Origin of the sequence: Bradyrhizobium sp. AZCC 1678 (assembly GCF_036924765.1) — a bacterium.
In the GTDB taxonomy this organism is placed as follows: Bacteria; Pseudomonadota; Alphaproteobacteria; order Rhizobiales; family Xanthobacteraceae; genus Bradyrhizobium; species Bradyrhizobium algeriense.
Map to the genome: position 1 here is coordinate 4,931,905 of NZ_JAZHSE010000001.1, position 22,017 is coordinate 4,953,921.

Annotated in this window: 25 protein-coding genes and 1 pseudogene; 13 read left to right on the top strand and 13 right to left on the bottom strand. The window is 63.7% G+C overall.

Features of this window, described 5'->3' with window-relative positions:
- Positions 1–182: 182 nt before the first annotated feature.
- Complete coding sequence (locus V1294_RS23415; protein WP_334500430.1) at positions 183–626, top strand: DMT family transporter; 444 nt, start codon at positions 183–185, stop codon at positions 624–626.
- Positions 627–639: 13 nt separating this feature from the next.
- Here V1294_RS23415 and V1294_RS23420 read toward each other — a convergent pair whose 3' ends face one another.
- The 4 genes and pseudogenes from V1294_RS23420 to V1294_RS23435 form a co-directional block, all read right to left on the bottom strand.
- Positions 640–1,464 (bottom strand): tetratricopeptide repeat protein, encoded by an 825-nt coding sequence (locus V1294_RS23420; protein ID WP_334500432.1) that lies wholly within the window; start codon positions 1,462–1,464, stop codon positions 640–642.
- 32 nt (positions 1,465–1,496) lie between these two features.
- Positions 1,497–2,184, bottom strand: a pseudogene (locus V1294_RS23425) (substrate-binding domain-containing protein).
- Between the two features lie 5 nt (positions 2,185–2,189).
- Entirely contained in the window at positions 2,190–2,894 is a 705-nt protein-coding gene (locus V1294_RS23430; protein WP_334480266.1) for a GrlR family regulatory protein, read from the bottom strand.
- A gap of 192 nt (positions 2,895–3,086) precedes the next feature.
- Positions 3,087–4,124, bottom strand: coding sequence for a glutamine synthetase beta-grasp domain-containing protein (locus V1294_RS23435; protein WP_334500435.1), 1,038 nt, complete (start codon positions 4,122–4,124; stop codon positions 3,087–3,089).
- 568 nt (positions 4,125–4,692) lie between these two features.
- Between V1294_RS23435 and V1294_RS23440 the strand changes: the two genes are divergently transcribed.
- A complete protein-coding gene (locus V1294_RS23440) occupies positions 4,693–4,893 on the top strand; it encodes a DUF2735 domain-containing protein (protein ID WP_334500437.1) in 201 nt (66 codons plus the stop codon).
- A gap of 90 nt (positions 4,894–4,983) precedes the next feature.
- Here the strand turns inward: V1294_RS23440 and V1294_RS23445 are convergent, their stop codons facing one another.
- Positions 4,984–5,304: an MliC family protein gene (locus V1294_RS23445; protein WP_334480261.1), complete on the bottom strand. Its 321-nt coding sequence runs from the start codon at positions 5,302–5,304 to the stop codon at positions 4,984–4,986.
- An 81-nt stretch (positions 5,305–5,385) separates the two neighbouring features.
- Complete coding sequence (locus V1294_RS23450) at positions 5,386–6,975, bottom strand: CYTH and CHAD domain-containing protein (protein WP_334500439.1); 1,590 nt, start codon at positions 6,973–6,975, stop codon at positions 5,386–5,388.
- A 402-nt stretch (positions 6,976–7,377) separates the two neighbouring features.
- Between V1294_RS23450 and V1294_RS23455 the strand changes: the two genes are divergently transcribed.
- Both V1294_RS23455 and V1294_RS23460 read left to right on the top strand, forming a co-directional pair.
- Positions 7,378–7,500 (top strand): hypothetical protein, encoded by a 123-nt coding sequence (locus tag V1294_RS23455; protein ID WP_256474405.1) that lies wholly within the window; start codon positions 7,378–7,380, stop codon positions 7,498–7,500.
- 201 nt (positions 7,501–7,701) lie between these two features.
- Positions 7,702–8,457 carry a tyrosine-protein phosphatase gene (locus V1294_RS23460; RefSeq protein WP_334500441.1) on the top strand — a complete coding sequence of 252 codons (756 nt, stop codon included), beginning with the start codon at positions 7,702–7,704 and terminating at the stop codon, positions 8,455–8,457.
- A gap of 14 nt (positions 8,458–8,471) precedes the next feature.
- Here V1294_RS23460 and V1294_RS23465 read toward each other — a convergent pair whose 3' ends face one another.
- Positions 8,472–9,158 (bottom strand): hypothetical protein, encoded by a 687-nt coding sequence (locus tag V1294_RS23465; protein WP_334500442.1) that lies wholly within the window; start codon positions 9,156–9,158, stop codon positions 8,472–8,474.
- A 67-nt stretch (positions 9,159–9,225) separates the two neighbouring features.
- Complete coding sequence (locus tag V1294_RS23470; protein WP_057839937.1) at positions 9,226–9,426, bottom strand: hypothetical protein; 201 nt, start codon at positions 9,424–9,426, stop codon at positions 9,226–9,228.
- Between the two features lie 253 nt (positions 9,427–9,679).
- Between V1294_RS23470 and fabG the strand changes: the two genes are divergently transcribed.
- Complete coding sequence (gene fabG / locus V1294_RS23475; RefSeq protein WP_334480254.1) at positions 9,680–10,360, top strand: 3-oxoacyl-ACP reductase FabG; 681 nt, start codon at positions 9,680–9,682, stop codon at positions 10,358–10,360.
- Here fabG and V1294_RS23480 read toward each other — a convergent pair.
- Entirely contained in the window at positions 10,357–11,070 is a 714-nt protein-coding gene (locus V1294_RS23480; RefSeq protein WP_334500444.1) for a GrlR family regulatory protein, read from the bottom strand. The two genes, fabG and V1294_RS23480, sit on opposite strands and share 4 nt — an antisense overlap.
- A gap of 192 nt (positions 11,071–11,262) precedes the next feature.
- Between V1294_RS23480 and V1294_RS23485 the strand changes: the two genes are divergently transcribed.
- From V1294_RS23485 to V1294_RS23495, 3 genes are all read left to right on the top strand, one after another.
- Entirely contained in the window at positions 11,263–11,949 is a 687-nt protein-coding gene (locus tag V1294_RS23485) for a DUF2161 domain-containing phosphodiesterase (protein WP_334500446.1), read from the top strand.
- Positions 11,950–11,976: 27 nt separating this feature from the next.
- Complete coding sequence (locus V1294_RS23490; RefSeq protein ID WP_334500448.1) at positions 11,977–12,276, top strand: putative quinol monooxygenase; 300 nt, start codon at positions 11,977–11,979, stop codon at positions 12,274–12,276.
- A gap of 87 nt (positions 12,277–12,363) precedes the next feature.
- Positions 12,364–12,666 (top strand): hypothetical protein, encoded by a 303-nt coding sequence (locus tag V1294_RS23495; RefSeq protein WP_108519253.1) that lies wholly within the window; start codon positions 12,364–12,366, stop codon positions 12,664–12,666.
- 123 nt (positions 12,667–12,789) lie between these two features.
- Here the strand turns inward: V1294_RS23495 and V1294_RS23500 are convergent, their stop codons facing one another.
- Positions 12,790–13,410, bottom strand: coding sequence for a GNAT family N-acetyltransferase (locus V1294_RS23500; protein ID WP_108519254.1), 621 nt, complete (start codon positions 13,408–13,410; stop codon positions 12,790–12,792).
- Positions 13,411–13,668: 258 nt separating this feature from the next.
- Here V1294_RS23500 and V1294_RS23505 point away from each other — a divergent pair, with 258 nt between their 5' ends.
- From V1294_RS23505 to V1294_RS23515, 3 genes are all read left to right on the top strand, one after another.
- On the top strand, positions 13,669–14,622 hold the full coding sequence (locus V1294_RS23505) for a helix-turn-helix domain-containing protein (protein ID WP_334500450.1): 954 nt from the start codon (positions 13,669–13,671) through the stop codon (positions 14,620–14,622).
- A gap of 164 nt (positions 14,623–14,786) precedes the next feature.
- Positions 14,787–15,800 (top strand): carbon-nitrogen hydrolase family protein, encoded by a 1,014-nt coding sequence (locus tag V1294_RS23510; RefSeq protein ID WP_334500452.1) that lies wholly within the window; start codon positions 14,787–14,789, stop codon positions 15,798–15,800.
- Positions 15,801–15,830: 30 nt separating this feature from the next.
- Positions 15,831–16,880, top strand: a complete 1,050-nt coding sequence (locus V1294_RS23515; protein WP_334500454.1) for a phenylacetaldoxime dehydratase family protein — start codon at positions 15,831–15,833, stop codon at positions 16,878–16,880.
- A 2-nt stretch (positions 16,881–16,882) separates the two neighbouring features.
- Here the strand turns inward: V1294_RS23515 and V1294_RS23520 are convergent, their stop codons facing one another.
- The gene (locus V1294_RS23520) at positions 16,883–17,281 is read right to left on the bottom strand and encodes a PaaI family thioesterase (protein WP_334480241.1); all 399 of its coding nucleotides are present in this window, start codon (positions 17,279–17,281) and stop codon (positions 16,883–16,885) included.
- Between the two features lie 139 nt (positions 17,282–17,420).
- On the opposite strand from V1294_RS23520, the gene V1294_RS23525 reads away from it, so the two are divergent.
- Positions 17,421–18,209, top strand: coding sequence for a cobalamin-binding protein (locus V1294_RS23525; RefSeq protein WP_334500457.1), 789 nt, complete (start codon positions 17,421–17,423; stop codon positions 18,207–18,209).
- 142 nt (positions 18,210–18,351) lie between these two features.
- Here the strand turns inward: V1294_RS23525 and V1294_RS23530 are convergent, their stop codons facing one another.
- Together V1294_RS23530 and V1294_RS23535 are read right to left on the bottom strand one after the other, a co-directional pair.
- Positions 18,352–19,629 (bottom strand): ArgE/DapE family deacylase, encoded by a 1,278-nt coding sequence (locus V1294_RS23530; protein WP_334500459.1) that lies wholly within the window; start codon positions 19,627–19,629, stop codon positions 18,352–18,354.
- A gap of 56 nt (positions 19,630–19,685) precedes the next feature.
- Complete coding sequence (locus V1294_RS23535) at positions 19,686–20,411, bottom strand: pyridoxamine 5'-phosphate oxidase family protein (protein ID WP_334489657.1); 726 nt, start codon at positions 20,409–20,411, stop codon at positions 19,686–19,688.
- Between the two features lie 76 nt (positions 20,412–20,487).
- On the opposite strand from V1294_RS23535, the gene pdxR reads away from it, so the two are divergent.
- On the top strand, positions 20,488–21,993 hold the full coding sequence (pdxR, locus tag V1294_RS23540) for a MocR-like pyridoxine biosynthesis transcription factor PdxR (protein WP_334500461.1): 1,506 nt from the start codon (positions 20,488–20,490) through the stop codon (positions 21,991–21,993).
- The last annotated feature ends 24 nt before the right edge of the window (positions 21,994–22,017 follow it).

Here is a 22,017-nt window from a genome sequence, read left to right on the forward strand (position 1 = left end):
GGGAATAGAGCCGGTATTCGCCCGATTGCAGTTTTCGGATCATCGGATTCGTCCACTTGTTGACGAGCCCCTCCTGCCATAATTGGGCAGCACGCCCACTTGTTCCGGTCCGACTATTCGCGTTGTCTCTGACCTTGCGATGCCGGATCGCTCTGCCGGCGCAGAATGGATGGGGGGCCCCGGTGCAACATTTCTTCCTCTATCTCCTCGCGCTCGGCGCGGGTGTCAGCGTCGTCACTCAACAGGCGCTCAACGGCAGCCTGCGCACGGCGCTGGGTTCGCCAGCCTGGGCGGGATTGGTCAGCTATGCTGGCGGCCTCATCACCATGATCGTTGCCGTGATCGCGCTCGGCGAACGCGTGCCCTCCTGGAAAACAATGGCCGATGCGCCCTGGTACGCTTGGTCCGGCGGTGTGTTCGGCGGCGCCTTCATCCTGCTGGCAATCCTGCTGCTACCCTCGCTCGGCGCGGCGACGCTGTTTGCGCTTGTCATCGCCGGCCAGGTGCTCGCCGCGGTTACGCTGGATCATTTCGGCGCATTCGGGTTGACGCCGCATCCCGTCAGCGCGGCGCGGTTCGCAGGCGCGGTGCTGCTGATTGCCGGCGTCGTCCTGATCAGGGAGTGATCGTCGGGGCGTCTCAGAAGCACAAATTCGTCACCACGTTGCCGCGCTTGTCCTTGATCGTGTAGGGACAGCGGAGCCGCTCGAGCGCTTTCTTCGCGTCCTCATCGCCAAGCGCGGCGCCGCGCTGATAGTAGGCTTTGGCGGCGTCGGAATCCTTCGGTCCGCCGCGACCTTCCTGCGCGAATGCGCCCATCCGCTCCAGCGCGCCGGGATGATTTTGCGACGCCGCCTTCTCGAACAGCGCGCGGGCCGCCGTGTCGTCCCTGGTCCCGCCATTGCCTTCGGCCAGCATCATGCCGAGTTGATACTGCGCCTCGGCATTGGTCTCGGCTGCCTTCGACAACAGTTCGCGCGCACGCGCCGGATCGGAGGATGCTCCGCCGCCGAGGGCGGCAAGGTTGCTGATGCCGCGCGGATTGCCGGCCTGGGCCGCGCGCTCGAACAGTTTGCGCGCCTGCGCCTCGTCGCGAGCGACACCCGCGCCGGTACCGTAGAGCACGCCGAGTTCGACCATGGCCGAGGTCGAGCCCTTGTCGGCCGCCTTGCGCCAGGCCGCCATCGCTTCCGCCGCCTGCCGGTTGGCGGCGTAGGCCCGCCCGAGCTGGTACATCGCCCGGCGCGATGAACTCGCGGCGCTTTTGCAGAACTTGATGGCGGTGGCGATGTCGGAGGCCGCGATATCTGTCACGCCCTTCGCGTCGGCCGGTTTGTCGGGGTCGGCGGGATCGGCCGCAACACGGTCGCACAGCACGAGATCGGCCGACTGCGCATGGGCCGGGCCCTGCGCCAGGGCCGCAGCGACGACGACGATCAGCAGGCCTTGGAGCGCCCTCTTCATAAAGCGCAGGTTGCGTCGAGACGCCCTGAAATTCAAGGTTCCAGCCCGCTCTCGCGCAACGCCGGCGCGACCTCGGGCGAGGCGAGAAACCGCAGCAACCGGTCTGTCTCAGCCGGCCTGTGCGTCGCCGCCATTCGCCCCGCGGAGAATACCGCAGGCGTTTGCAGTTCGTATGGAATGGGCCCAACCCACCTCGATCCCCCCAACCTGCTTCAACTCGCTGATCTGCTGGACCGCGAGATCGGCCTCGCCGCTGGCGAGCCGCTCGGCGGTAAATCCCTGTTGGATGATCTGCGCCTTTGCATTGATGTCGGCGGCAATGCCGAGGCGCTCGATCAGCTTTGCGAACAGAATGCCGCTGGCGCCGAGCCGCGAATAGGCCACGGAGCGGGCACCAAGCAGTGCCGCACACAACGCCGCCTCGGTTGAGATATCCGGATGGGTCGCGCCGACTCTCACGGCGATGCCAACCCAGGAGCGGGCCAGATCCACGCAACTTTCAGCGACCACCCGCCCGTCGCGGACGACCTCGTCCAACCCCTCGCGGGTCAGGATCACGACGTCGGCCGCCTCTCCGGTGCGCAACCGCTCCAACAGCGCCAATGTCGGAGCGAAATCGGCATCGATACGCGCGCCGCCGGCCGTTTGATACCGGCCAGCCAGGCCGTGCACGGCGCCCTTCAAAGCCAGCGTCGAGAGCACGCGCACGGTATCGCTCATCGTCGCTACACTTGGTGCATCAGCTTCAGCACCGCGGTCATGCGAAGGCTGCGCTTGCCGGCGAGCGCGGTCGCCTCAAGCATCGCGCCCTCCTTGTCGCAGGTGCCGGAAAAGCCGATGCCAACTTCGTGGCCGCCGAAGATGGGGTTATCTCCCATGGCCGGCGTGTGCTCCTGATTGAGGATCTGGCCCTTCCAGCGGCCATTCTCCGAGGTGTAGGTGCCGAGATAATAGAACGAGGCATCGCCGCCCAGGATGCGGCCTGCATTAAGCAACATGACGCCGGTCAGGCCGCCCTCGACACCGTCAAGCATGCGGGTGTGAATGGAATAGAGGCCGTTGACGATGCCATCCTTGCCGACGCCGCCGGCGATCGGTACGGCGTCCTGCTCGATCGGCGTCATCACCGAGTGAAACGCCACGCCGGGCAATTCCTTCAGGCCCCCTTCGAAACGATAGAGGTCTCCGTCAGCCCTGCCCTTCGCCAGCAGGGTGGCATCGTCGGTGCCGGCCATCGCGCGGTAATTCGGGTCCGGGTTGTGGCGGACGGTCTGGATCACGATGTCGACGCCATCGTCCCGCTTTTCGTACGTGCCAATATGAGCGAAGGCCGAATTGCCGCCCAGCATCCTGCCGTCGCGCGCATACATGACGCTGCGGCCGACCGCAGCGCCAAGCTGAAACCTGACTTTGTAAAATCCCTCAAACAATGCCGCATCCCCGGCAGGCCACGCCGCTGTCTAGCGCGCTTCACAACCCAGGGAAACGGTCTTGAATCGGCGTATTTGAATCAATCTCATCAAGACCCCGTGTCATCAAAACGCAATGATCCGCCAAGGCGGTTTCGCCTTGGCGGATCAGCTTTGCAGCCCGGGCACCCCCGGGGTCATATCGTGGATCGCTTAGGCCGCGGCTGCCTTGGCGTCGGTCGGGACTTCCGCGATGGTCTTCAGGATCTGGGACGCGATCTGGTAGGGGTCGCCCTGCGAATTCGGACGGCGGTCTTCCAGATAGCCCTTGTATCCGTTGTTGGCGAAGGAGTGCGGAACGCGGATCGAGGCGCCGCGGTCGGCAATGCCGTAGCTGAACTTGTTCCAGGGGGCGGTCTCGTGCTTGCCGGTCAGGCGCTTGTCGTTGTCCGGCCCGTAGACGGCAATGTGGTCCATGAGATTCTTGTCAAAGGCCGCCATCAGCTTCTCGAAGTACTCCTTGCCGCCGACTTCGCGCATATACTTGGTCGAGAAGTTGGCATGCATGCCGGAGCCGTTCCAGTCGGTGTCGCCGAGCGGCTTGCAGTGGAATTCGATGTCGATGCCGTAAGCTTCGGTGAGGCGCAGCATCAGGTAGCGCGCCATCCACATTTCGTCAGCGGCCTTCTTGGAGCCCTTGCCGAAAATCTGGAATTCCCACTGGCCCTTCGCCACTTCGGCATTGATGCCTTCATGGTTGATGCCGGCGGCGAGGCAGAGGTTGAGGTGCTCTTCCACGATCTTGCGCGCGACGCTACCGACGTTCGAGTAACCGACGCCGGTGTAGTACGGGCCCTGCGGCGCCGGATAGCCATCCGTCGGAAAGCCGAGCGGACGGCCGTCCTTGTAGAAGAAATATTCCTGCTCGAAACCGAACCAGGCGCCTTCATCGTCGAGAATCGTTGCGCGCTTGTTCGAGGCGTGCGGGGTCTTGCCATCGGGCATCATGACTTCGCACATCACCAGCGCGCCGTTTTCCCGCGCAGCGTCCGGATAGACAGCGACCGGCTTCAGCACGCAATCGGAGCTGTGGCCTTCGGCCTGCATGGTCGACGAGCCGTCAAAGCCCCACAGCGGAAGCTGTTCCAGCGTCGGGAACTTGTCGAATTCCTTGATCTGCGTTTTGCCGCGCAGATTCGGCGTCGGCGTATAGCCGTCGAGCCAAATATACTCGAGCTTGTACTTGGTCATTGAGCCTCTCTTGAGTTGCTAGTGGAATGCGGAAGACCGAAGCCTTGAAATCTGGATTTTGACGCCCAGCCCCCTGAAGGTCTCCGCATACGTGTACCCGGCCACGTCAGGCCACGCCTTACTAAGCATTTAACGTGCCAGTCGCTGCACTGCGGCAAGACCTGTCCACAGGAGGCCGGACACGCCAGCTCAAATAAAAGGTGCGACATAGAAGCGCGGCAGGCCTGCAAAACGAGCGGCTGAGCGACAGGTTTGAAGTTCGGAATCAGCTCATTTCTCCGGCATTTCCGCTTCCGGACCGTTCCGCGATTAAAGCTGCGGCACCCCTCCGAGGCACCCGCCCGGCACACAAGCCTCCCAGGGCAACCGTCCCGTCGGCTCATGCGTTGATCGTCCACGCGCTGCCTTGCAGGAAGCAGCGCCGGGAATGCCTACGAATTAGACACGATGTGACGCTCTCTTGGTCAGCTTGCATCCATCGGGGGCACGAACGATATCGCCCTTTGTAACCACTAGAGAACGAGTCGGGCGCACCATGGAGGCTAGCGCTTCGAAAGGAGAGACTGACATGATGAATACGGGTTTGAGTCAGGGGTCTGCCAAGATCTACCAATTCCCAGCCGGGGGCCGCGCGGCTCTCGGGGGACGTCGCTATGGCGAGACCAAGACGGCCGAGATGACCGCCCAGCCGGTCAACCTCGCGGACTGCAGCGGTAGCTGGTACCACGCCGCCGCCATTGCGGACGCCAGCAACGAGCGTGACCACTGATGCCTGGAAGGTGTTTGGCAGAAGCGCGCCCAAGTGAGGCGCGGACGGTGAACTAGAAAAGGGTCGGAACAACGCTGTTTCGGCCCTTTTTCATGTCTGCTGCTCGCATGTGGTGGTCGGCCGCCTGGCATGCTTGAGCGTCGTGACCCCGGCCTTGGTGATCCTCAGGGTCACGCCCTTCGCCTGATAACGCGACCCCGACAGCGTCACGCGCTTGGGTAGAGTCAGCGCCTTGCCGTCGAGCTGCAGATGGGCGCGGGAATCGTACTGAAAGAACCCGACAATGAATTGCGCCCCGTCGGCGCAGCGATAGTTCCGGAAACTCGACTGCGCGAACGCGGCTGACGGTGCGCTTGCCACCGCCGCGGCGCATAGCGCAGCCCCAAAAATCGTATTCCTGCGACAATTCATATTTCGCCCCTTGCAAAGTTCAGTATAGACGAGACGGGAGCGGACGACATGCCCTTCCGTCGTTTGTCTAGGTGACGGACCCTACCGGCTCCAGAATGCGGGCGTCGCTTTGAACCGCCGCCATCTCTTGCGCAGCGTTCTTGCCGCAGCAATCTGATCGTGGGCTTGCCAACCGGCCACTGCGCCGATGGCGAGATGAAGCGCAGGCTGGTCTTCCTGCCTGATGGTGTCGAGCAGAACGCGGGTGCTTGCGATGTCGCGCACGCGTCCGAGACTGGTCTGGAGCCTGGCGAGCCGCCTCGCGTAACGCCTGGCGGGCGCCTGCGTGGCATAAAGCGGCAGAAAGAACTCCGCCGCATAACGCAGCTTCTTGAGGTCGATCCTGAGATCGTGCTGCGCATCGACGTTGAGCTGCCGGAAATGCGCGCCACGCCTGAGCGCCTTGCGATGCAGGCGCGCCAAAATCTTGTTCGCGAGCGTCGGCATCGGTAACGACAGCGCCGCCAGCGCTTCGCTGTCGATCTCGTTGCGCCAGCCGCGGCATTCGACCAGCTGCCCCAGCGAGAGCAGGAAACGGCTGCAGCGGGGATCGGCGAGACCGGTCTGCAAGGCGGCGTAGCTCGATTTGCGCTGCCGTTCGACCGCCTCGCGCAGGCCGCCGAAATCGACATCCGGAGCCGCCGCGACCAGGCGAGTGACGGTCGTCTCGGCGAAGACATCCCACTCCCGCGCCGGGCCGAGCTGCTGCATCAGCCACCGCGCTTCGCTGTTGACCGTCTGGAATGCAGGCGACGGAATATCGCGCCGGAACAGCGCACATATCGTCCGCAAGCGGCGCAAGGCGACGCGCATCTGATGCACGCCTTCAGGGTCCAATCCCGCCTCCGCCACGGCTTGATTTTTCAGAAGATGATGCCAGCAGGTCCCCAACAGGAGCGCGATGACGTCGTCGACCACATGCTCTGTGGTAATACTGAATGGCTCGGCTTTCGCCGCCGGCTGCACGACGTCGAACGCGAGCGCATAGCCGCGCTCCGCCTTGCTGCGCGTGCCGACCTGTAGTGGCGCGGCGTCGAGCAACTGCGTTCCGAGATCGAACAGGATGCCGGCATTGCCGCTCTTCAATTCAAGTTCGATTTCGGACAGGACTTCCTGGCGCCCGCCGGCCTCGATCATCCCCTCGTCGAATGCGATTTCAACGAAAGCATCGGGCAGATCGAGCTGCCGCGCGTGCCGGCGAATTCTCGTCGCGAAAACCGGCACCAGCGCGTCGTTGGTGAGCGTCGTCACGGGATCGCCGACCTCGTCGGCGGGAAGCCGCGCCAGATCGGGGGTGACGTTGTCCACCGGTGCTTCCCACTGCCGTCGGGTCAGAGGTTGTCCGGCATTGGGTAGAAGCTTGAGTGTCTGAATGAAGTGCTTGCCGCTGCGTCGCACGCGCAGCGACATGCCATGCCGGAACAGCAGGCGCTCCGGCGTATCGTAATACACCGTTTCCAGCCGGCGAAACGCGCCGCGGTTGCGTGCATGCTGCACGATGACAGGTATCTCGCGCAGTTGCTCGAGGGCGCCTTGCGGCGCGAGCAGCTTAAGTTCGATTTCCGCCTGTTCGGGCCGTCGCACAGCAATCGCCGCGCCGGGATCGCTCACGACTGGCTGCGGCGCGTTCAACGATGTCTCCATTTGGGGCGGTGTATGAATGTTTTATGACAATGAAAAGGCGTATCCAAGTTATCCAGGAGAATGAGCCTACGAATTGAAGCGAGGATTACATAATAGGGTTTGCGCGACGCAGGATTGCGCGTAACGCGCGGCGCCGCAAGCCGGGGAACGCCTTTCTCAGAACAAGAGCAGGTTCAGCCTGATTCGCCGTGCCGGGTGAGGCCAGGGGTGGTTGACCCCGGGCACAGCAGTGCCCGGGCACAGCAGTGCGGAACCGGGCTTGTTATTGGCCTTCAAACCAAGGCCGCCCTCGGGGTGGCGGCCCCGGCCTTTCGCAAGTTGTATGGTCACCGCCCTGCAAGGGTGATAATCTCTACTTCAAATCAACAACTAGCCGGAGGAGGTCCCGCCATGCTTGCGGAGAAATTCTTCCTGGTGCTGGAAACACTCAGGAGTTTTGCTTCGGACGGAAGCGCCAAGGTGGTTAGCACCACGCCACATATCCCGGTCAAGGTGCCGCCGCCACAGAAATAGCCCAGAGGCCGCCTCAGTAGGCGGCTTCTTCGCTTTCGGGTTTTCGCTTCCTTATCCCCTTCACGAACGCCAAGCGCCAAAAATCATAATCGTCCGACAATTGATGTTTCGCCCCATGACGGGTTCAGTGTAGACGAGACGGGGGCGAGCAGCATGCCCTCCGTCGCTTGTCCGCAAGCCACGAGATCGTTCAAACCGCCGATGTCAGAATCCCCTGCCTCCCCCGCCCGCCATCTCAATCTCTCCGGCGCCAGCAATTTCCGCGATCTCGGCGGCTATCCCACCAGCGACGGCCGGACCGTGCGCTGGCGGCAGATCTTCCGTTCCAACCATCTCGGCCATCTCACCGACGACGATGCCTCCGTGCTGCGGGAGCTCGGCGTCCGCAGCGCGTTCGACTTTCGCGGCACCGAGGAACGCGCCGCCGCCCTGTGCGGCATGCCTGAAATCACCGTCCATTCGCTGCCGGTCGAACCCACCGTCGTCGCGGCGCTGCGCGCCATCGCGGCCGCCGGCACGCCGCTGTCGACGGACCACGCCGTCGAGGTGATGCGCGACTCCTACCGCAGCTATGTGCAGAAAAACACGCAGCACTTCCGCACGCTGTTTGCACATCTGCTCGAAGATCGCGCGCCGCTGGTGATCCACTGCACCGCCGGAAAGGACCGCACCGGTTTTGCCTGCGCACTGATCCTGCATACGCTTGGCGTTGCCGACGACATCATCTCGGAAGACTATCTCCTGACCAATCGCTTCTACCGCAGGGATCCCAATCACAGCACCGACCTGCCCGACGAGATCAGGCAGGTGCTGGGTTCGGTGCAGGCTTCGTTTCTTGCTGCCGCTTTCGAGGCCATCGACGCCGACTATGGCGATCTCGAAAGCTATCTCCGCGATGGCCTCGGCCTCGGCAAAGCCGAACGCGCCCATCTCGAAGCGCGTTACCTGCAAGGCTGATTTGCAAGGCGTACCTAATTTGCCCGCCGCACCGACACGACCTGCGCGGACAGCTTGCCGCCTCGATCCCTGACGTTGACCTGCACCACGTAGTCGTTGCTGGTTTCGCCCTTGGGCACATAGAGCATCGCGGTAAAACGAAGGCGGCCCCGCGCATCAAGTGTCACGGGCAGATCCTCATGCACCCGGAACGAATTGCCCTCGCGATTTCGCGGCGGCAGCCTGGCTGTCAAGACTGGCTCGACCAGCGCGCGCAGATCGAGCTTGATCGCCGTTGCTCCATCAATCCGGTAATACGCAAAAGAATCGCTGTCCCAGCGACTGTTCGCGACCTCGACGACGGCCCGGCTATCCGGCGACCACGCTGCCATCAATTCGGAGCGGTTGGCCCGCATCTCGCCAGTCTCCCAATGGGTGCCGCCGAGCGTGGCCAGCACCGCGCCATCGGTCACACGGATCAGGACGTTTTCGACGCCGTTGGGAGCATCGCGGCCGGACGGCAGGCCCTGCGCGGTCCGCCAGGCGAATGCATAATTCTTGGATGGCGAAGTGGTGTCGGCGAATACGCGCGATGCGCTATTGCCCGCACCACAGACAAGGTCGCCACCTTGATCGGCGACACAGGCCTGTGCCCGCACCACCACCGTTTGCAGTGCGTACAATGCGAGGAGCACGACCGGCAATGTCAGAGCGGAGCGCACTGCTCGATCCTACGCTCCGGCGCCTGCTCCGTAAAGCTGCAGACGGATCGCGCGGCACGTTGCTGGCTCAGGCCGCCGCTTCCATTTCCATTTCGGCATCGAGATCGGCGATGACGTCCTCGAACGCCGAGATCGCCTGCTGGATCGCAGCGATCTGCATCAATTCCCAGCTCGAGACCGGACCGCTGCGATTCTGCAGCGCTACGACCAGGTCGCGCCGCTGCTCCTTAAGCTGAACAAGCGGTAAACCGTGATCCGGCAAACCCATGACAAATCCCCCTGCCTTTTTGTTGGTATCCGGTTGTACCGAACGGATTCTGAAAACGGCTTACAGAACTCCGGCAAATTTTATCGATTCCGCCCCATCCCGTAAGTCCTACGCAATTCGCTCCCTCCGGATGGGCGCGGCTCGCGGCAATTTGGGCGCGTGAGACAGACCGTTCCAATGCAGAATTCGCCGCATCCCAGTGAAAAACTCCTGATATGGTGCGCTCCCGTTTCCCGGCAGGCGGAGGCCCTTCATGGACGGAAAAGTCATTGTCGTGACCGGCGCGCTGGGTGGGCTCGGCCGGGTGGTCGTGGACGAAGCGCTGGCACGGGGCGCCCGGATTGCAAGCGTCGATCATGCGCCGACGCAAGTGCCGGCCACGGCTGATCTGTTCGAGCTCGGCGGTGTCGACCTCACCGATGCAGCCCAGGCCGGCAAGGCGATCGCGGCCGCTGCGGCGCATTTCGGCAAGCTCGACGCGCTGATCAATATCGCCGGCGGCTTCGCATTCGAGACAGTCACCGACGGCGATCCCAAAACGTGGCAGCGGATGTACGCGCTCAACGTCATGACCGCGCTGAACGCATCGCGCGCGGCAATCCCGCATCTCATCGCGTCGGGCGCCGGGCGCATCGTCAATATCGGCGCGATGGGCGCGCTGCAGGCCGGCAGTGGCATGGGCGCCTACGCCGCCTCCAAGGCCGGCGTACACCGCCTCACCGAGGCGCTTGCCGCCGAACTCAAGGGCAAGATCACGGTCAACGCCGTGCTGCCGTCGATCATCGACACCGCGGCCAACCGCGCCAGCATGCCCAAAGCCGATTTCGCCAAATGGGTGACGCCGCAGGAATTGGCCGACGTGATCCTGTTCCTCGCCAGCGACGCCGCCAGCGCCGTCACCGGCGCGCTGCTGCCGGTGAACGGGAGGGTTTAGCCTTCAATCTCCACCAGCTTTCGCAGCACCGCCTTGAAGCGGATGCTGCGCTTGCCGGCGAGCGCGGTAGCTTCGCCTTCGGCGCCCTCGCTGTCATACGTGCCGGAGAAACCGATGCCGACCTCATGGCCGCCAAACACCGGCCGCTCGCCCTTTGCTGCCGTATGTTCGCGGTTGACGAGTTCGCCCTTCCATCTCCCGCTCGCCGCCGTGTAGGCCCCGGTATAGTCGAAGAACGCATCGCCGCCCCTGATGCGTCCGTCATGCAGCATCATGACACCGGTGTTGCCGGCGTCGATGCCGTCGAGCATGCGGATGTGGATGGAGTAGAGCCCGTTGCCGATCCCGTCGGGGCCGACCGCACCGGGCGGCGGCGCGTCGGAATCGTTGATCGGGGTCAGCACGGTCGTGAACCGGACTCCCGGCAAGGCCGCGCTGCCGCCCTCGAAATGAACTTCCACCCCGCGGCGCAGGCCGGTGAAATGCATCGCGATATTGTCGACCTCGAACATCGGGACATATCCGGGATCGTGGTAGTGGCGCGACATCACGCATTCGGCGGAGACGACGCCGTCGGCCTCGACAAAATGGCCGACGAAGGAAGAGCCGGAATCGCCGCCATAGAGCCGGCCGCCCGCGGTGGCGAACATCACGCCGGAACCTTCGCCACGCTCCGTCGTGAAACGGAATTTGTACAACCCGTTCAGCACGCCCTGCTCACTCCAAAAATCGGCAAAGGTCTATGCCCCGTGAACGATCGATCGCGGGGTTCCCTCAATTGCCGTTGGCCTTGTCCCCGGCCCCAGATTAGCCGCTGAGATGCTGCCCGATCAAACGCTTTGCCGGAATTCGGCTAGAGTCCGGACGTTGAGTCGCGGCCGTGCGCGCCGCCGGAGCAAATCTTGGAAACCGCGCTTTATCTTCCCGTCAAACGCTTCCTGGAAAAGCTCGGTTTCACCGTCAAGGGCGAGGTCGGGGGCTGCGATCTGGTGGCGTTGAGCGGCGACGATCCGCCGGTCGTGGTGATCGGCGAACTGAAGCTTTCCTTCAACCTGGAACTGATCCTGCAGGCGGTCGATCGCGCGGGCGCTGCCGACGAGATCTGGCTCGCGGCCAAATTATCGGCCCGCGGCAAGGGCCGCGAGAGCGACGCCCGCTATCGCAATCTCTGCCGCCGCTTGGGCTTCGGTATGCTGGCGGTCACCAACACGGGCGATGTCGAGGTGATCGTCCAGCCTGCGACGGCAGCCCCTCGCCGCAACCCAAAAAAGCGGTCACGGCTGGTTGCCGAGCATCAGAAGCGCAAGGGCGATCCTGCCATGGGCGGTTCGACGCGCGCGCCGATCATGACGGCCTATCGCCAGCAGGCGCTGGCCTGCGCCTCGGCGCTGTCAGGCGGGCCGCGGCGTGTGAAGGATTTGCGAATCGAAATTCCCGACGCCGGAAAAATCCTGTTGCATAACGTCTATGGCTGGTTCGATCGCGCCGAGCGCGGCATCTATGTGTTGACCGATGCCGGACATGCCGCGCTGAAGCGCTGGCCGCAGCAGCCGCTGGACCTGAGCGCCGCCGGCAATTCCGCGCCATGAGAGCTGCGACAAAAACGGGAGGACAACATGATCGTGGTGACCGGCAGCGTGACCGCGCGCGCGGACAGCTTTGACGAGGTGCGCAAATTGAGCCTCGAACACGTCCGTCGCTCGCGCACCGAGCCCGGCTGCATCTCCCACGCCGTCCATGTCGATTGCGAGAATCCGCTGCGGCTGGTGTTTTTCGAGCAATGGGCCGATCGCGCCGCCCTGCTGGCGCATTTTGCCGTCCCTGCCTCGCGCGATTTCGTCCGGTCGCCGCAGGCCCTTGCGGAAAGCGCCACCACCATCGAACTGTATGACGCTACCAGGCTGGAGAAATTGTAGATGCATGGCTGTATTGCCATGCGAAATTCGTATTGCAATGCAACATAAGGGCACCTAGGTATCTCCGCAATGATATGCGAGGCCCCTATGAGCGAAGACTGGAACACGAAATACGGCACACGGCGCGTGCGGCGGGATCCGCCGACGCTGGAGGAAGCGATCTTCGCCGCGGTAGGGATCACCGACGATCAGCAGCAGCAGGCGGAAATCGCCGCCGCGCTGATGGGCCTGCCCTACGAGGAAGTGCTGGCTGAAGTGAAAAAGACCGGCCGCGCGGTAGCGCGATCGGCCACCCGCATCATCGCGGGCGAGCAAGGTGCCCAGCGCGCCGTCGTGGTCGAGCGCCGCGTCATCAGGCGATTCGGCAACGACAAGCGCACCGGCACTTGAAGCCCCATAGCATTTTTGAAAAGACCAGAGCCCGGTTCTGATTCAATCAGAACCGGGCTCTAAAAGTTCTGGGCAATTCGCTGGACCCAACCATCAGCGAATTGCCCTGATTGAACGCGCCGCTCAGGCGGCGCGGCCCCAGCCATACATCCGCAGCAGCATCCGCCAATAGGCGCGGTTGAAATTCGCGACCGTGCGCGCGGCGTTCAGCGTGCTGTCCGCCCAGGTGGTCGCAAGCTCTGTGTGATCCTGTTTCGTCAGGTCGATGGTGCCGGTGGATTCGCCGTGGCGGAACACCAGTTGCGCGCCGAACTTGTTGGCGAGCGCCCGCATCGGCTCGTTCTGCGCGCCGGTGGTGATCCGCAGGCTCTTGTAGCCCTTGGCGCGCGCCACCGTGATCAGCTTGCGGAACAGGATGCTGCCGACGCCCCGCCGACGCACCGACGCTTCAACGCTGAAGGCGATCTCGGGCAGCGAATCCGGTGATTGGTCCGGCGGATGCAGCTCCGCTGCGCCCCGAACCACGCCGTTTTCAAAGAAGGCGATGATGGTCGTGCCGTCATTGGCGCATTTCTCGGCGTAGCGCTCGATGAAGCTGTCGTCCATGAAGCCATGGAAACGGTCGCGGCGGCTGGTGCGGTCGAGCCGCAGCAGGTGATCGCGCAACAGCGGCAATTCTTCCTGCTGGCTCAGCGTGCGCACGCTGCTATTGGCGAGCGCGGCCGCGATATGGGTGAGGTACATATCCTAAACTCCTCTGAGAGAAGCCCTCGAGGAGGCGTCGAATCCCTAGACCATTTATATTGTGCATCGCAGCATGAAATTCAAGCCCGGATTGTCCGTATACTGCCTTAAATAATGGCAATCATTCCAGCGGCTTAGCGACATCACTATTAACCAATTGTGAAGGCTGGGCACCCGGCGCAGACTGGGCACGGGGATTGCTTATTTCTGAACGCTGCAGGCTTTAAACAACACCCGGATGGTTCGTGGAGGTCCGTCGTGGCTGTCGTGCTCGACACGAGTTCGTGCCTTCCGGAGCGCCGGCTCGCGGTGTGGCAGGACATCGTCTGCGACACCTTCGTCGGCCTCGACTGCAAGTCGGACATGCGCGGCGGGTTCTGGGGCGCGGTGTCGCAATGCAGAATCGGACCGGTCGCGCTTACGCAGGTCGATTCCACCGCCCAGCGGGTATTCCGTACGCCGTCGCGAATAGCCCGCGCCAGCGAAGATTACGTGCTGATGGCGCTGGGCAACAACGGCGTGAACGGCGTCTTTCAGGACGGCCGCGAGGCGATCGTTTCCGCGGGACAATTCGTCATTTACGACACCACGCGCCCCTACGAGCTGCGCTTCGACGACAGTTTTTCGCAGACCATCTTCCAGATGCCGCGCAAGCTGCTGCAACAGCGCGTCGGCTCGTTCGATGGTTTGACCGCGACCACGTTCGCCGGCGATCGTCCGCTCGAACGGCTGACCTATGATTTCGCGCGCAATGTGAGCCGGACGATCGAGCAGGTCGATGCCGCGGCCGCAAGCCGCCTGCTCGACCAGACGCTCGACCTGCTCGCGATGACGCTGGCCGACAGGCTGCACGCGCGCCTGCCGGACCAGTCGGTCCACCGGTCGGCGCTGCTCTATCGCCTCAAGAATCATATCCTGACGCATCTCGCCGATCCCGAACTATCGCTGCCGCGCGCCGCGGCGGCGACAGGAATCTCGCCGCGCTACGCCAGCGATCTGATGGCCGCCGAACAGACCTCGTTCCGCGGCTACGTGCAGACGCAGCGGCTGGAGCGCTGCAAGCGCGACCTCGCCGACCCTGCGTATCAGGCCCGGCACATCGGCGAGATCGCCTTCGCATGGGGCTTTAACGACCTCGCCCATTTCAGCCGCATCTTCAAGCAGCGGTTCGGCGTCTCGCCGCGCGAATGGCGCGAGCAGCCGCGCCATTGACGCCTTCCGCCCCGCACCCTCCTTCCTGCCACGCCACAGCCATCCGGCGTCCATCTGCCGGTTAAGACAAGTTTTCGTGCCGCTGCGGACAAGCGGCGTGCGTCGCCATGGCTGTAGGCTTGCGACCCAGCGAATATCGGTCGCGAATGCGAAAGGATGGTGCGATGGGTCTGGTTCATCAGAAATACAAGGTGGCGGTGGTTCAGGCGGCGCCGGTTTTTCTCGATCTCGATGCCACCGTCGACAAGACCATTGCGCTGATCGAGGAAGCTTCCGCGAAAGGCGCCAAGCTGATCGCGTTTCCCGAGACCTTCATTCCCGGATATCCGTGGCAGATCTGGCTCGGCGCGCCCGCCTGGGCGATCGGCCGCGGCTTTGTGCAGCGCTACTTCGACAATTCGCTCGCCTTCAACAGCCCGCAGGCGGAAAAAATCCGCAACGCCGTGAAGCGTGCCAAGCTGACCGCGGTGCTCGGACTATCCGAGCGCGACGGCGGCAGTCTCTATATCGCGCAATGGCTGATCGGCCCCGACGGCGAGACCATCGCCAAGCGCCGAAAGCTGCGTCCGACCCATGCCGAACGCACCGTGTTCGGCGAAGGCGACGGCAGCGACCTCGCGGTCCACGATCGCGCCGACGTCGGACGGCTCGGCGCGCTGTGCTGCTGGGAGCATCTGCAGCCATTGTCGAAATACGCGATGTACGCCCAGAACGAACAGGTGCATGTCGGCGCCTGGCCGAGCTTTTCGCTGTACGATCCGTTCGCGCATGCGCTCGGCCATGAGGTCAACAACGCCGCCAGCAAGGTCTATGCGGTCGAAGGGTCGTGCTTCTTCCTCGGCCCCTGCGCTGTGGTCTCGCAGGCGATGATCGACGAGCTCTGCGATTCCCCCGAAAAGCATGCCTTCCTGCATACCGGCGGCGGCCACGCCGTGATCTACGGACCGGACGGCAGTTCGCTGGCCGAGAAACTGCCGCCCGACCAGGAAGGCATTTTGTATGCCGATATCGATCTCGGCATGATTGGGGTAGCGAAGAACGCCGCCGATCCGGCCGGGCATTATTCGCGGCCCGACGTCACGCGGCTGTTGCTCAACACCACGCGTGCCAACCGCGTCGAGCATTTCTCGCTACCTGTCGATGCCGAGGTCATGAGCGAAATCAGGCTGCAGGCCTGAGACGCTTCAATTCCGACAAGGAGCAGGCCGATGGAATCCGCGATCCCCGAGCATCTGCAAACTGCACGTACGCGCCACCGCCGGGTCGGCGACGATTATGCGCCGCCCTACCCGTCCTTCGTGGCACGGCACAAGCCAAGTGTGACGCGGGTGGTGATGGCCTATTTCGGCCTCCAGTCCCGCGGCGCGCCGCCGGCCGCCGCCGAGCAGGCGTTGGCCCGGCTCGCGTCGGATTTCGCAACGGCCGATGGCCCATCGCATTGGGACCGCGCGAGCTATGTCGACGAGGCCGGCTTCACCAACGTCGTCACAGTGGCGTACTGGGACGACCGGCAAATATTCGATCGCTGGTTTCCGGCCGCGCGCGAGCGCTGGACCGGCGAGCAGCGGACCAACAACGGGTTCGGTACCTTCATCGAAGCGCTTTATCCCTCCGTGGAGGGCTATGAGACGCTGTTGTCCTCCCTTGGAAGGCCCGAAGGCGTCGCCGTTCTCGCCGACGGCATGAGCGGCGAGGTTTTGGAGCACGCTTATTGGGGCGGTATGCGCGACCGCATCCCGTTGTCGCAAACCAGCGAGATGGCGCCGTCAGGCGCGCCCCGCGCGATCCGCGACGGCGCGCGCATCCGGATCGTCCCGCATGACAACCTCTGCCTGATCCGATCGGGTCAGGATTGGGGCAACACCGAAGCCGCCGAACGCAAGATGTATCTCGGCGATGTCGAGCCGGTGCTGCGGGAAGGCATGGATTTCTTGCGCGACCAGGGACGTTCGATCGGCTGCTACGCCAACCGTTACATGGCCGTCGTCGGCCGCGACGGCACAACGACCGAAAAATCCTACGGCATGAGCTGGTGGAAAAGCCTGTCGGCGCTGGAACGCTGGGCTGAATCGCACCCGACCCATGTCAGGATTTTCGGCGCCGCCATGAAATATCTGTCGACGCTGGGACCGGCCGCAAAACTGCGGCTCTACCACGAAGTCACCGTCGCCCGCGCCGACGAACAGCTTTTCGAATATGTGGATTGTCATCCGCAAACCGGAATGCTCAACGCCGTGCAGACGGTGGAGGCGGCCTGAAGCTACAGCACCATCTGCGTTTGCGTGACGACCGCTACCAGCTTGCCGTCCTCGGTCTCCAGCCGGGTCTGCCAGACCTGGGTGCGGCGCCCCCGATGCACCGGGGTTGCAGTGGCGATCACCGTCTGCCCCTCCTTGGCGCCGCCGATGAAGTTGGTCTTGCTCTCGATCGTCGTGGTGCCCTTGGCGTCCTCAGGCAGGTTGATGACGGTCGCCGCAGCGCCAACCGAATCCGCGAACGCCATCACCGCGCCGCCGTGAATCGTGTTGCGCAGCGTACAGAGATCGGGCCGCACCAGCATACGCGCGACCACGCGATCCTTTTCGACTTCAGTGAATTTCACGCCCTTCAGCTCCGCGAACGGCATCTTCATCGCATTGACTTTGTCGAGCAGCGACATGTTCCGGCAGTCCTCCCGTTTCTTGCAAGGTACTTCCATCGATCCCGATCGAAGCATGGACGGCGCACGTAAGCCAGGCAATGACTTCCGAGGTAATGGCTGCCGTGACAATGCCCTGTTAATTCGGCATATCGTCCGTATGCGCCAGTTCCCACCCCGCCGGATCGTTTGCCTCACCGAAGAGACCGTCGAGACGCTGTACCTGCTCGGCGAGCAGGACCGCATCGTCGGCGTCTCCGGCTATGCGGTGAGGCCGCCGGGAATGCGCCGCGAAAAGCCGCGGGTTTCCGCCTTCATCTCCGCGGACATTCCGAAGATTCTGGCGCTGGAGCCGGATCTCGTGCTGGCCTTCTCCGACCTGCAGGCGAATATCGTTGCCGACCTGGTGCGCGCGGGCGTCGCCATCCACGTCTTCAACCAGCGCGACATCGCGGGCATTTTCGCGATGATCCGCACGCTTGGCGCCATTGTCGGGGCAGCGGAACGTGCCGATCAACTTGCTAGTGATCTTGAACAGCGTCTTGCGCGGATCGCCGCGACGCCCCGGCCATCGCCCAAGCCAAAAGTCTATTTCGAGGAGTGGGACGATCCGCTGATCTCCGGCATCGGCTGGGTATCCGAACTGATCGAGATCGCCGGTGGCGAGGACGCGTTGCCAAAGCTGCGGTTTCAGCAGGCGGCCAAAGACCGGATCATTGCGCCTGATGTGGTGCGCGAGGCCGCCCCCGATGTGATCCTCGCCTCCTGGTGCGGCAAGAAGGTCGTGCCGGATCGCATCCGGCAGCGTCCGGGCTGGGGAGATATCCCGGCGGTGAAGAACAACCGCATCGTCGAGATCAAGTCGACGATCATCCTGCAGCCGGGGCCAGCGGCGCTGACGGACGGGCTGGATGCGATCGTGAAGGCGTTGTGGCCCGGCCAGTCCTGAACTCTCAGCCGTCATTGCGAGCGAAGCGAAGCAATCCATCGCTCCGCGCACGCTGAAGCATGGATTGCTTCGTCGCTTCGCTCCCTTGCGCAAACGCTTCGCGTTTGTCGCAGGCAATGACGGGGTGAGGCCGGCGGCTCGCTCACACCCTCTCCACCCCGCACCATTCCGCGATGAACAGCGCGATCGCCTTTGTCGATTTCCGCAGCGACTCCAGTTCGACATATTCGTTGAAGCCGTGCATCGCCGCACCCGTCGCGCCGAAGCACAGGCTCGGGATGTTGTAGTTCAACCCGTAGAACCGGGTATCGGTCAGCGCGGTGAAGGCACGGTCCGGCACCGTGCCGCCGTAGACGGTGCCAAACGCTTTTGCGAATGCGGCTTCCGGCGCGGCGGAATTCGTCAGCTCATAACCCTCCGACAGGAAGCCCGACCATTCCACCTGGGGCGGATTGTTGGACAAGAAACGATGATCGCGCGCGGCCGCCGACACGCAGGCCAAAATCTCCTTCTGGCATTCCGCAATCGACCAACCCGGCAGCACCGCGATCCGGCAATCGACGTCGCACCAGGCGGGCACGCTCGACGCCCAGTCGCCACCCTTGATGATGCCGGGGTTGAAGTTGAGCGGATGGGCGACCGCGTTGAAATGGCGATCCGCCTTAGCGCGCTCGTTCCACTCTTCTTCGAGCTTCTGTAGCGAATGAATCAGATGATAGGCCGCCATGATGGCGTTGGCGCCTGCGCCGGCCTCGAACACATGCACGGGGAAACCGCGCACTTTCAGGCGAAACCAGATCACGCCGACCTGCGAGCGCACCATGGTCTCGCCGGTCGGCTCCGGGATGAAGCAGGCGTCCGCGCGGTAGCCGCGCTGCAAGGTCGAGAGCGCGCCGACGCCGGTAGATTCTTCTTCGATCACCGACTGGAAGTGAATGCGCCCGGTCGGCTTCAGCCCTGCGGCCTTGATCGCATCCAGCGCATAGAGCGCGCCGATGGTGCCGGATTTCATGTCGCAGGCGCCGCGGCCGTACATCCTGCCGTCCTTGACGACCGGCGAGAACGGCGGCGTCTCCCACATGTCGAGGGGGCCTGTCGGAACGACGTCGCAGTGGCCCTGCAGGATCAGCGATTTGCCGGCATTGTTCGCCGGCCGGTAGGTGCCGACAACCGAGCGCGCCCTGGAGAAATCATGCTCGATCGGACCGAAGCCGCGCAGATCCTTCAAATCCCCGACGTCGATATGCCAGTCGTCGACCTCATAGCCGCGCTGGCGCAGGAGATCGCCGATCATGTCCTGGCACGGCCCTTCGGCGCCGCGGGTCGAGGGGATAGCAACGAAATCCCTTGTCGTCGCCAGTTGCGCATCAAAGCCGGCGTCAACGGCGTCGAGGATTTTTTGTTGCGTATCAGTCGTCATGCGGCGGCTCCAGTCGAGAATTCAAAGAGATCGGGAGCGCGCACCCTACCCCGATCTCAGCCGCCGGCGTAATGCGCAAAATGCGCATCCCGCAATGCATCTTCGAGCAGGCGGCCTTCCGAATAGCCGCGCAGCGACGCCGGGCGCTCGACGCCGTCGAGCAGCCGCGGGCACGGTTCGGGCGCGCCCAGCACGGTACGCACCGGAATGCGCTCGGCATAGATCGGCAGCTCGTAGTCCTCGTCGTCGTCGGCGACCCCCTTCGACCTGATCTTGGCGGACGCCTGCTCGATTTCCATCGCTATCACCGACGTCGCCTTGATCTCCTGCACCGTGCTTTGTCTTAAGGTCGCGGTCCGATCGGGGAAGAAGCGGTCGACCATCGCGACCAGCGCACGCTCCTTCTCGGCCGCATCGGTGACGAGGTAGGCAGTGCCGAACGCCATCACCGCACGGTAATCCGCCGAATGATTGAAGCCGCATCTGGCCAGCACCAGGCTGTCGAGATGGGCGACGGTGAGACACGCCCTCTGGCCGTCGGACTGGTTCCGCAACATGCGGCTGGCGCTGCTGCCGTGCCAGTACAGATTGTTTTCCTCCCGCCAGAAGAATGTTGGCGTGCAGTAGGGTTGGCCGTCGACCACGTAGGAAACGTGGCAGAGCATCGAGGCATCGAGCAGGCCGTGAATCGTCGCTTTGTCGTAAGAGCCGCGCTCGTGCAGGCGCTTGACCCGGTTGCGTGGTGACAACGGGTAGGAAGTGGTGGTCTCGCCTTCGGTTATCACGTCAGCTCCTCTCGGGATTGGCCCAGTCGAAGAAGTTGTACCGGCGAATTTGGTCTGCGATAGTGCCAATTCCATGCGAAAAATTCCGACCAATTCTCCGGCGACCCGGCGCAAGGCCGAGCTTCCGCTCGACCTTGACGGGCCCCATGTAACGCAAGACGCCTCCTCGCAGCACCGGCTCTACCAGGCGCTCTGCCACGCCATCACAGGCGGGATCGCCAAACCGGGCGAGCCGCTGCCGCCGCAGCGAACGCTGGCAAAGCAGACCGGCTTTCGCCGCAACGCCGTCACCTCGGCCTATGAGCGGCTGATCGCGGACGGCTTTGCGGTAGCCACCACAGGCTCCGGCACGTTCGTCGCCGCGCGCATTCCCGCCCGCGTCAACGACGCACGCAAGACCAGGATCGCGGTCGAGGCGCCGCAGCAAGGCGCGCTCGCGCTGGGCTGCACGCATATCGATGAAAGGGCGCTGCAGCGCTTCAGGTCGTTTGCCGGCCGGCGCATGCGCGCCTTCGGCAACGAGCACCTGCAATACGGCGACCCCAGGGGCAGCCGCGAACTGCGCGCCGCGATTGCCGATCATTTGTTGGCGGCGCGAGGGCTGCGCTGCGATCCGGACCAGATCATGCTGGCGTCGGGAACGCAGCACGCCTTGCGGATCGTGCTGGGCGCAATCCTCAAGCCCGGCGATCAAATCTGGTGCGAGGATCCCGGCTATCCCGCCGCGCGAAGAGCGATCGGGCATTGCGGCCTGCGCCCCGTCGCTGTCCCAGTCGATGCATCAGGCATGATCGTGGCCAAAGGCCGGGCGCTGGCGCCATCGGCGGGCGCGGCCTATGTGACACCATCGCACCAGTTTCCGCTCGGCGTGCAGATGTCGATGCCGCGGCGGCTGGAACTGCTCGACTGGGCAAGGGAGACGAGCGCCTTCGTGATCGAGGACGATTACGACAGCGAGTTTCGATACGACGGTGCGCCATTGCTGTCGCTCGCCGGCATCGATCATCTCTCGCGCGTCATCTATATGGGCACGTTTGCAAAGACGCTGTTTCCCGGATTGCGCATCGGCTACTGCGCGCTGCCGGAGCGGCTGGTCGGGCCGGTGACGACGGCCCGCGCCGCGCTCGACCGCTTTCCGGGCACGCTGCTGGAGGGCGCGGTGGCGGACATGCTCAATTCCGGCGCGTTCGCGGCAAATCTGCGCAAGGTCCGCGGGATCTATCGCGAAGCGCGTGACGTCCTGGCTTCAACCTTGTCGGCGGCATCGGACGGGCTTCTCACGGTGCCGGTGCCCTCGCAGGGCCTGCATCTGGTCGCGCGGTTCGATCCATCGACCGATCCACTGGTGGCCGCCAAGGCAAAGACGGAGGCCGGCGTCGCGGGCTGGCTGCTGGCGGAAACCTATTTTCGTGCGCGTCCCCTTCCAGGTTTCGTCCTCGGCTTTGCCGGCCATCCCCTGCCGCAACTGATCGCGTCGGCCGAACGGCTGGCGAAGTCATCGCTTGCTGCCTTTCAAATAAGTCGCAAGCCGAACAAGCGTGGAACCGGCAAGGTCAAACGGCCGAAGGCCGCGACCTGACCGCAGGCGTCGGCCGTCGCCCTA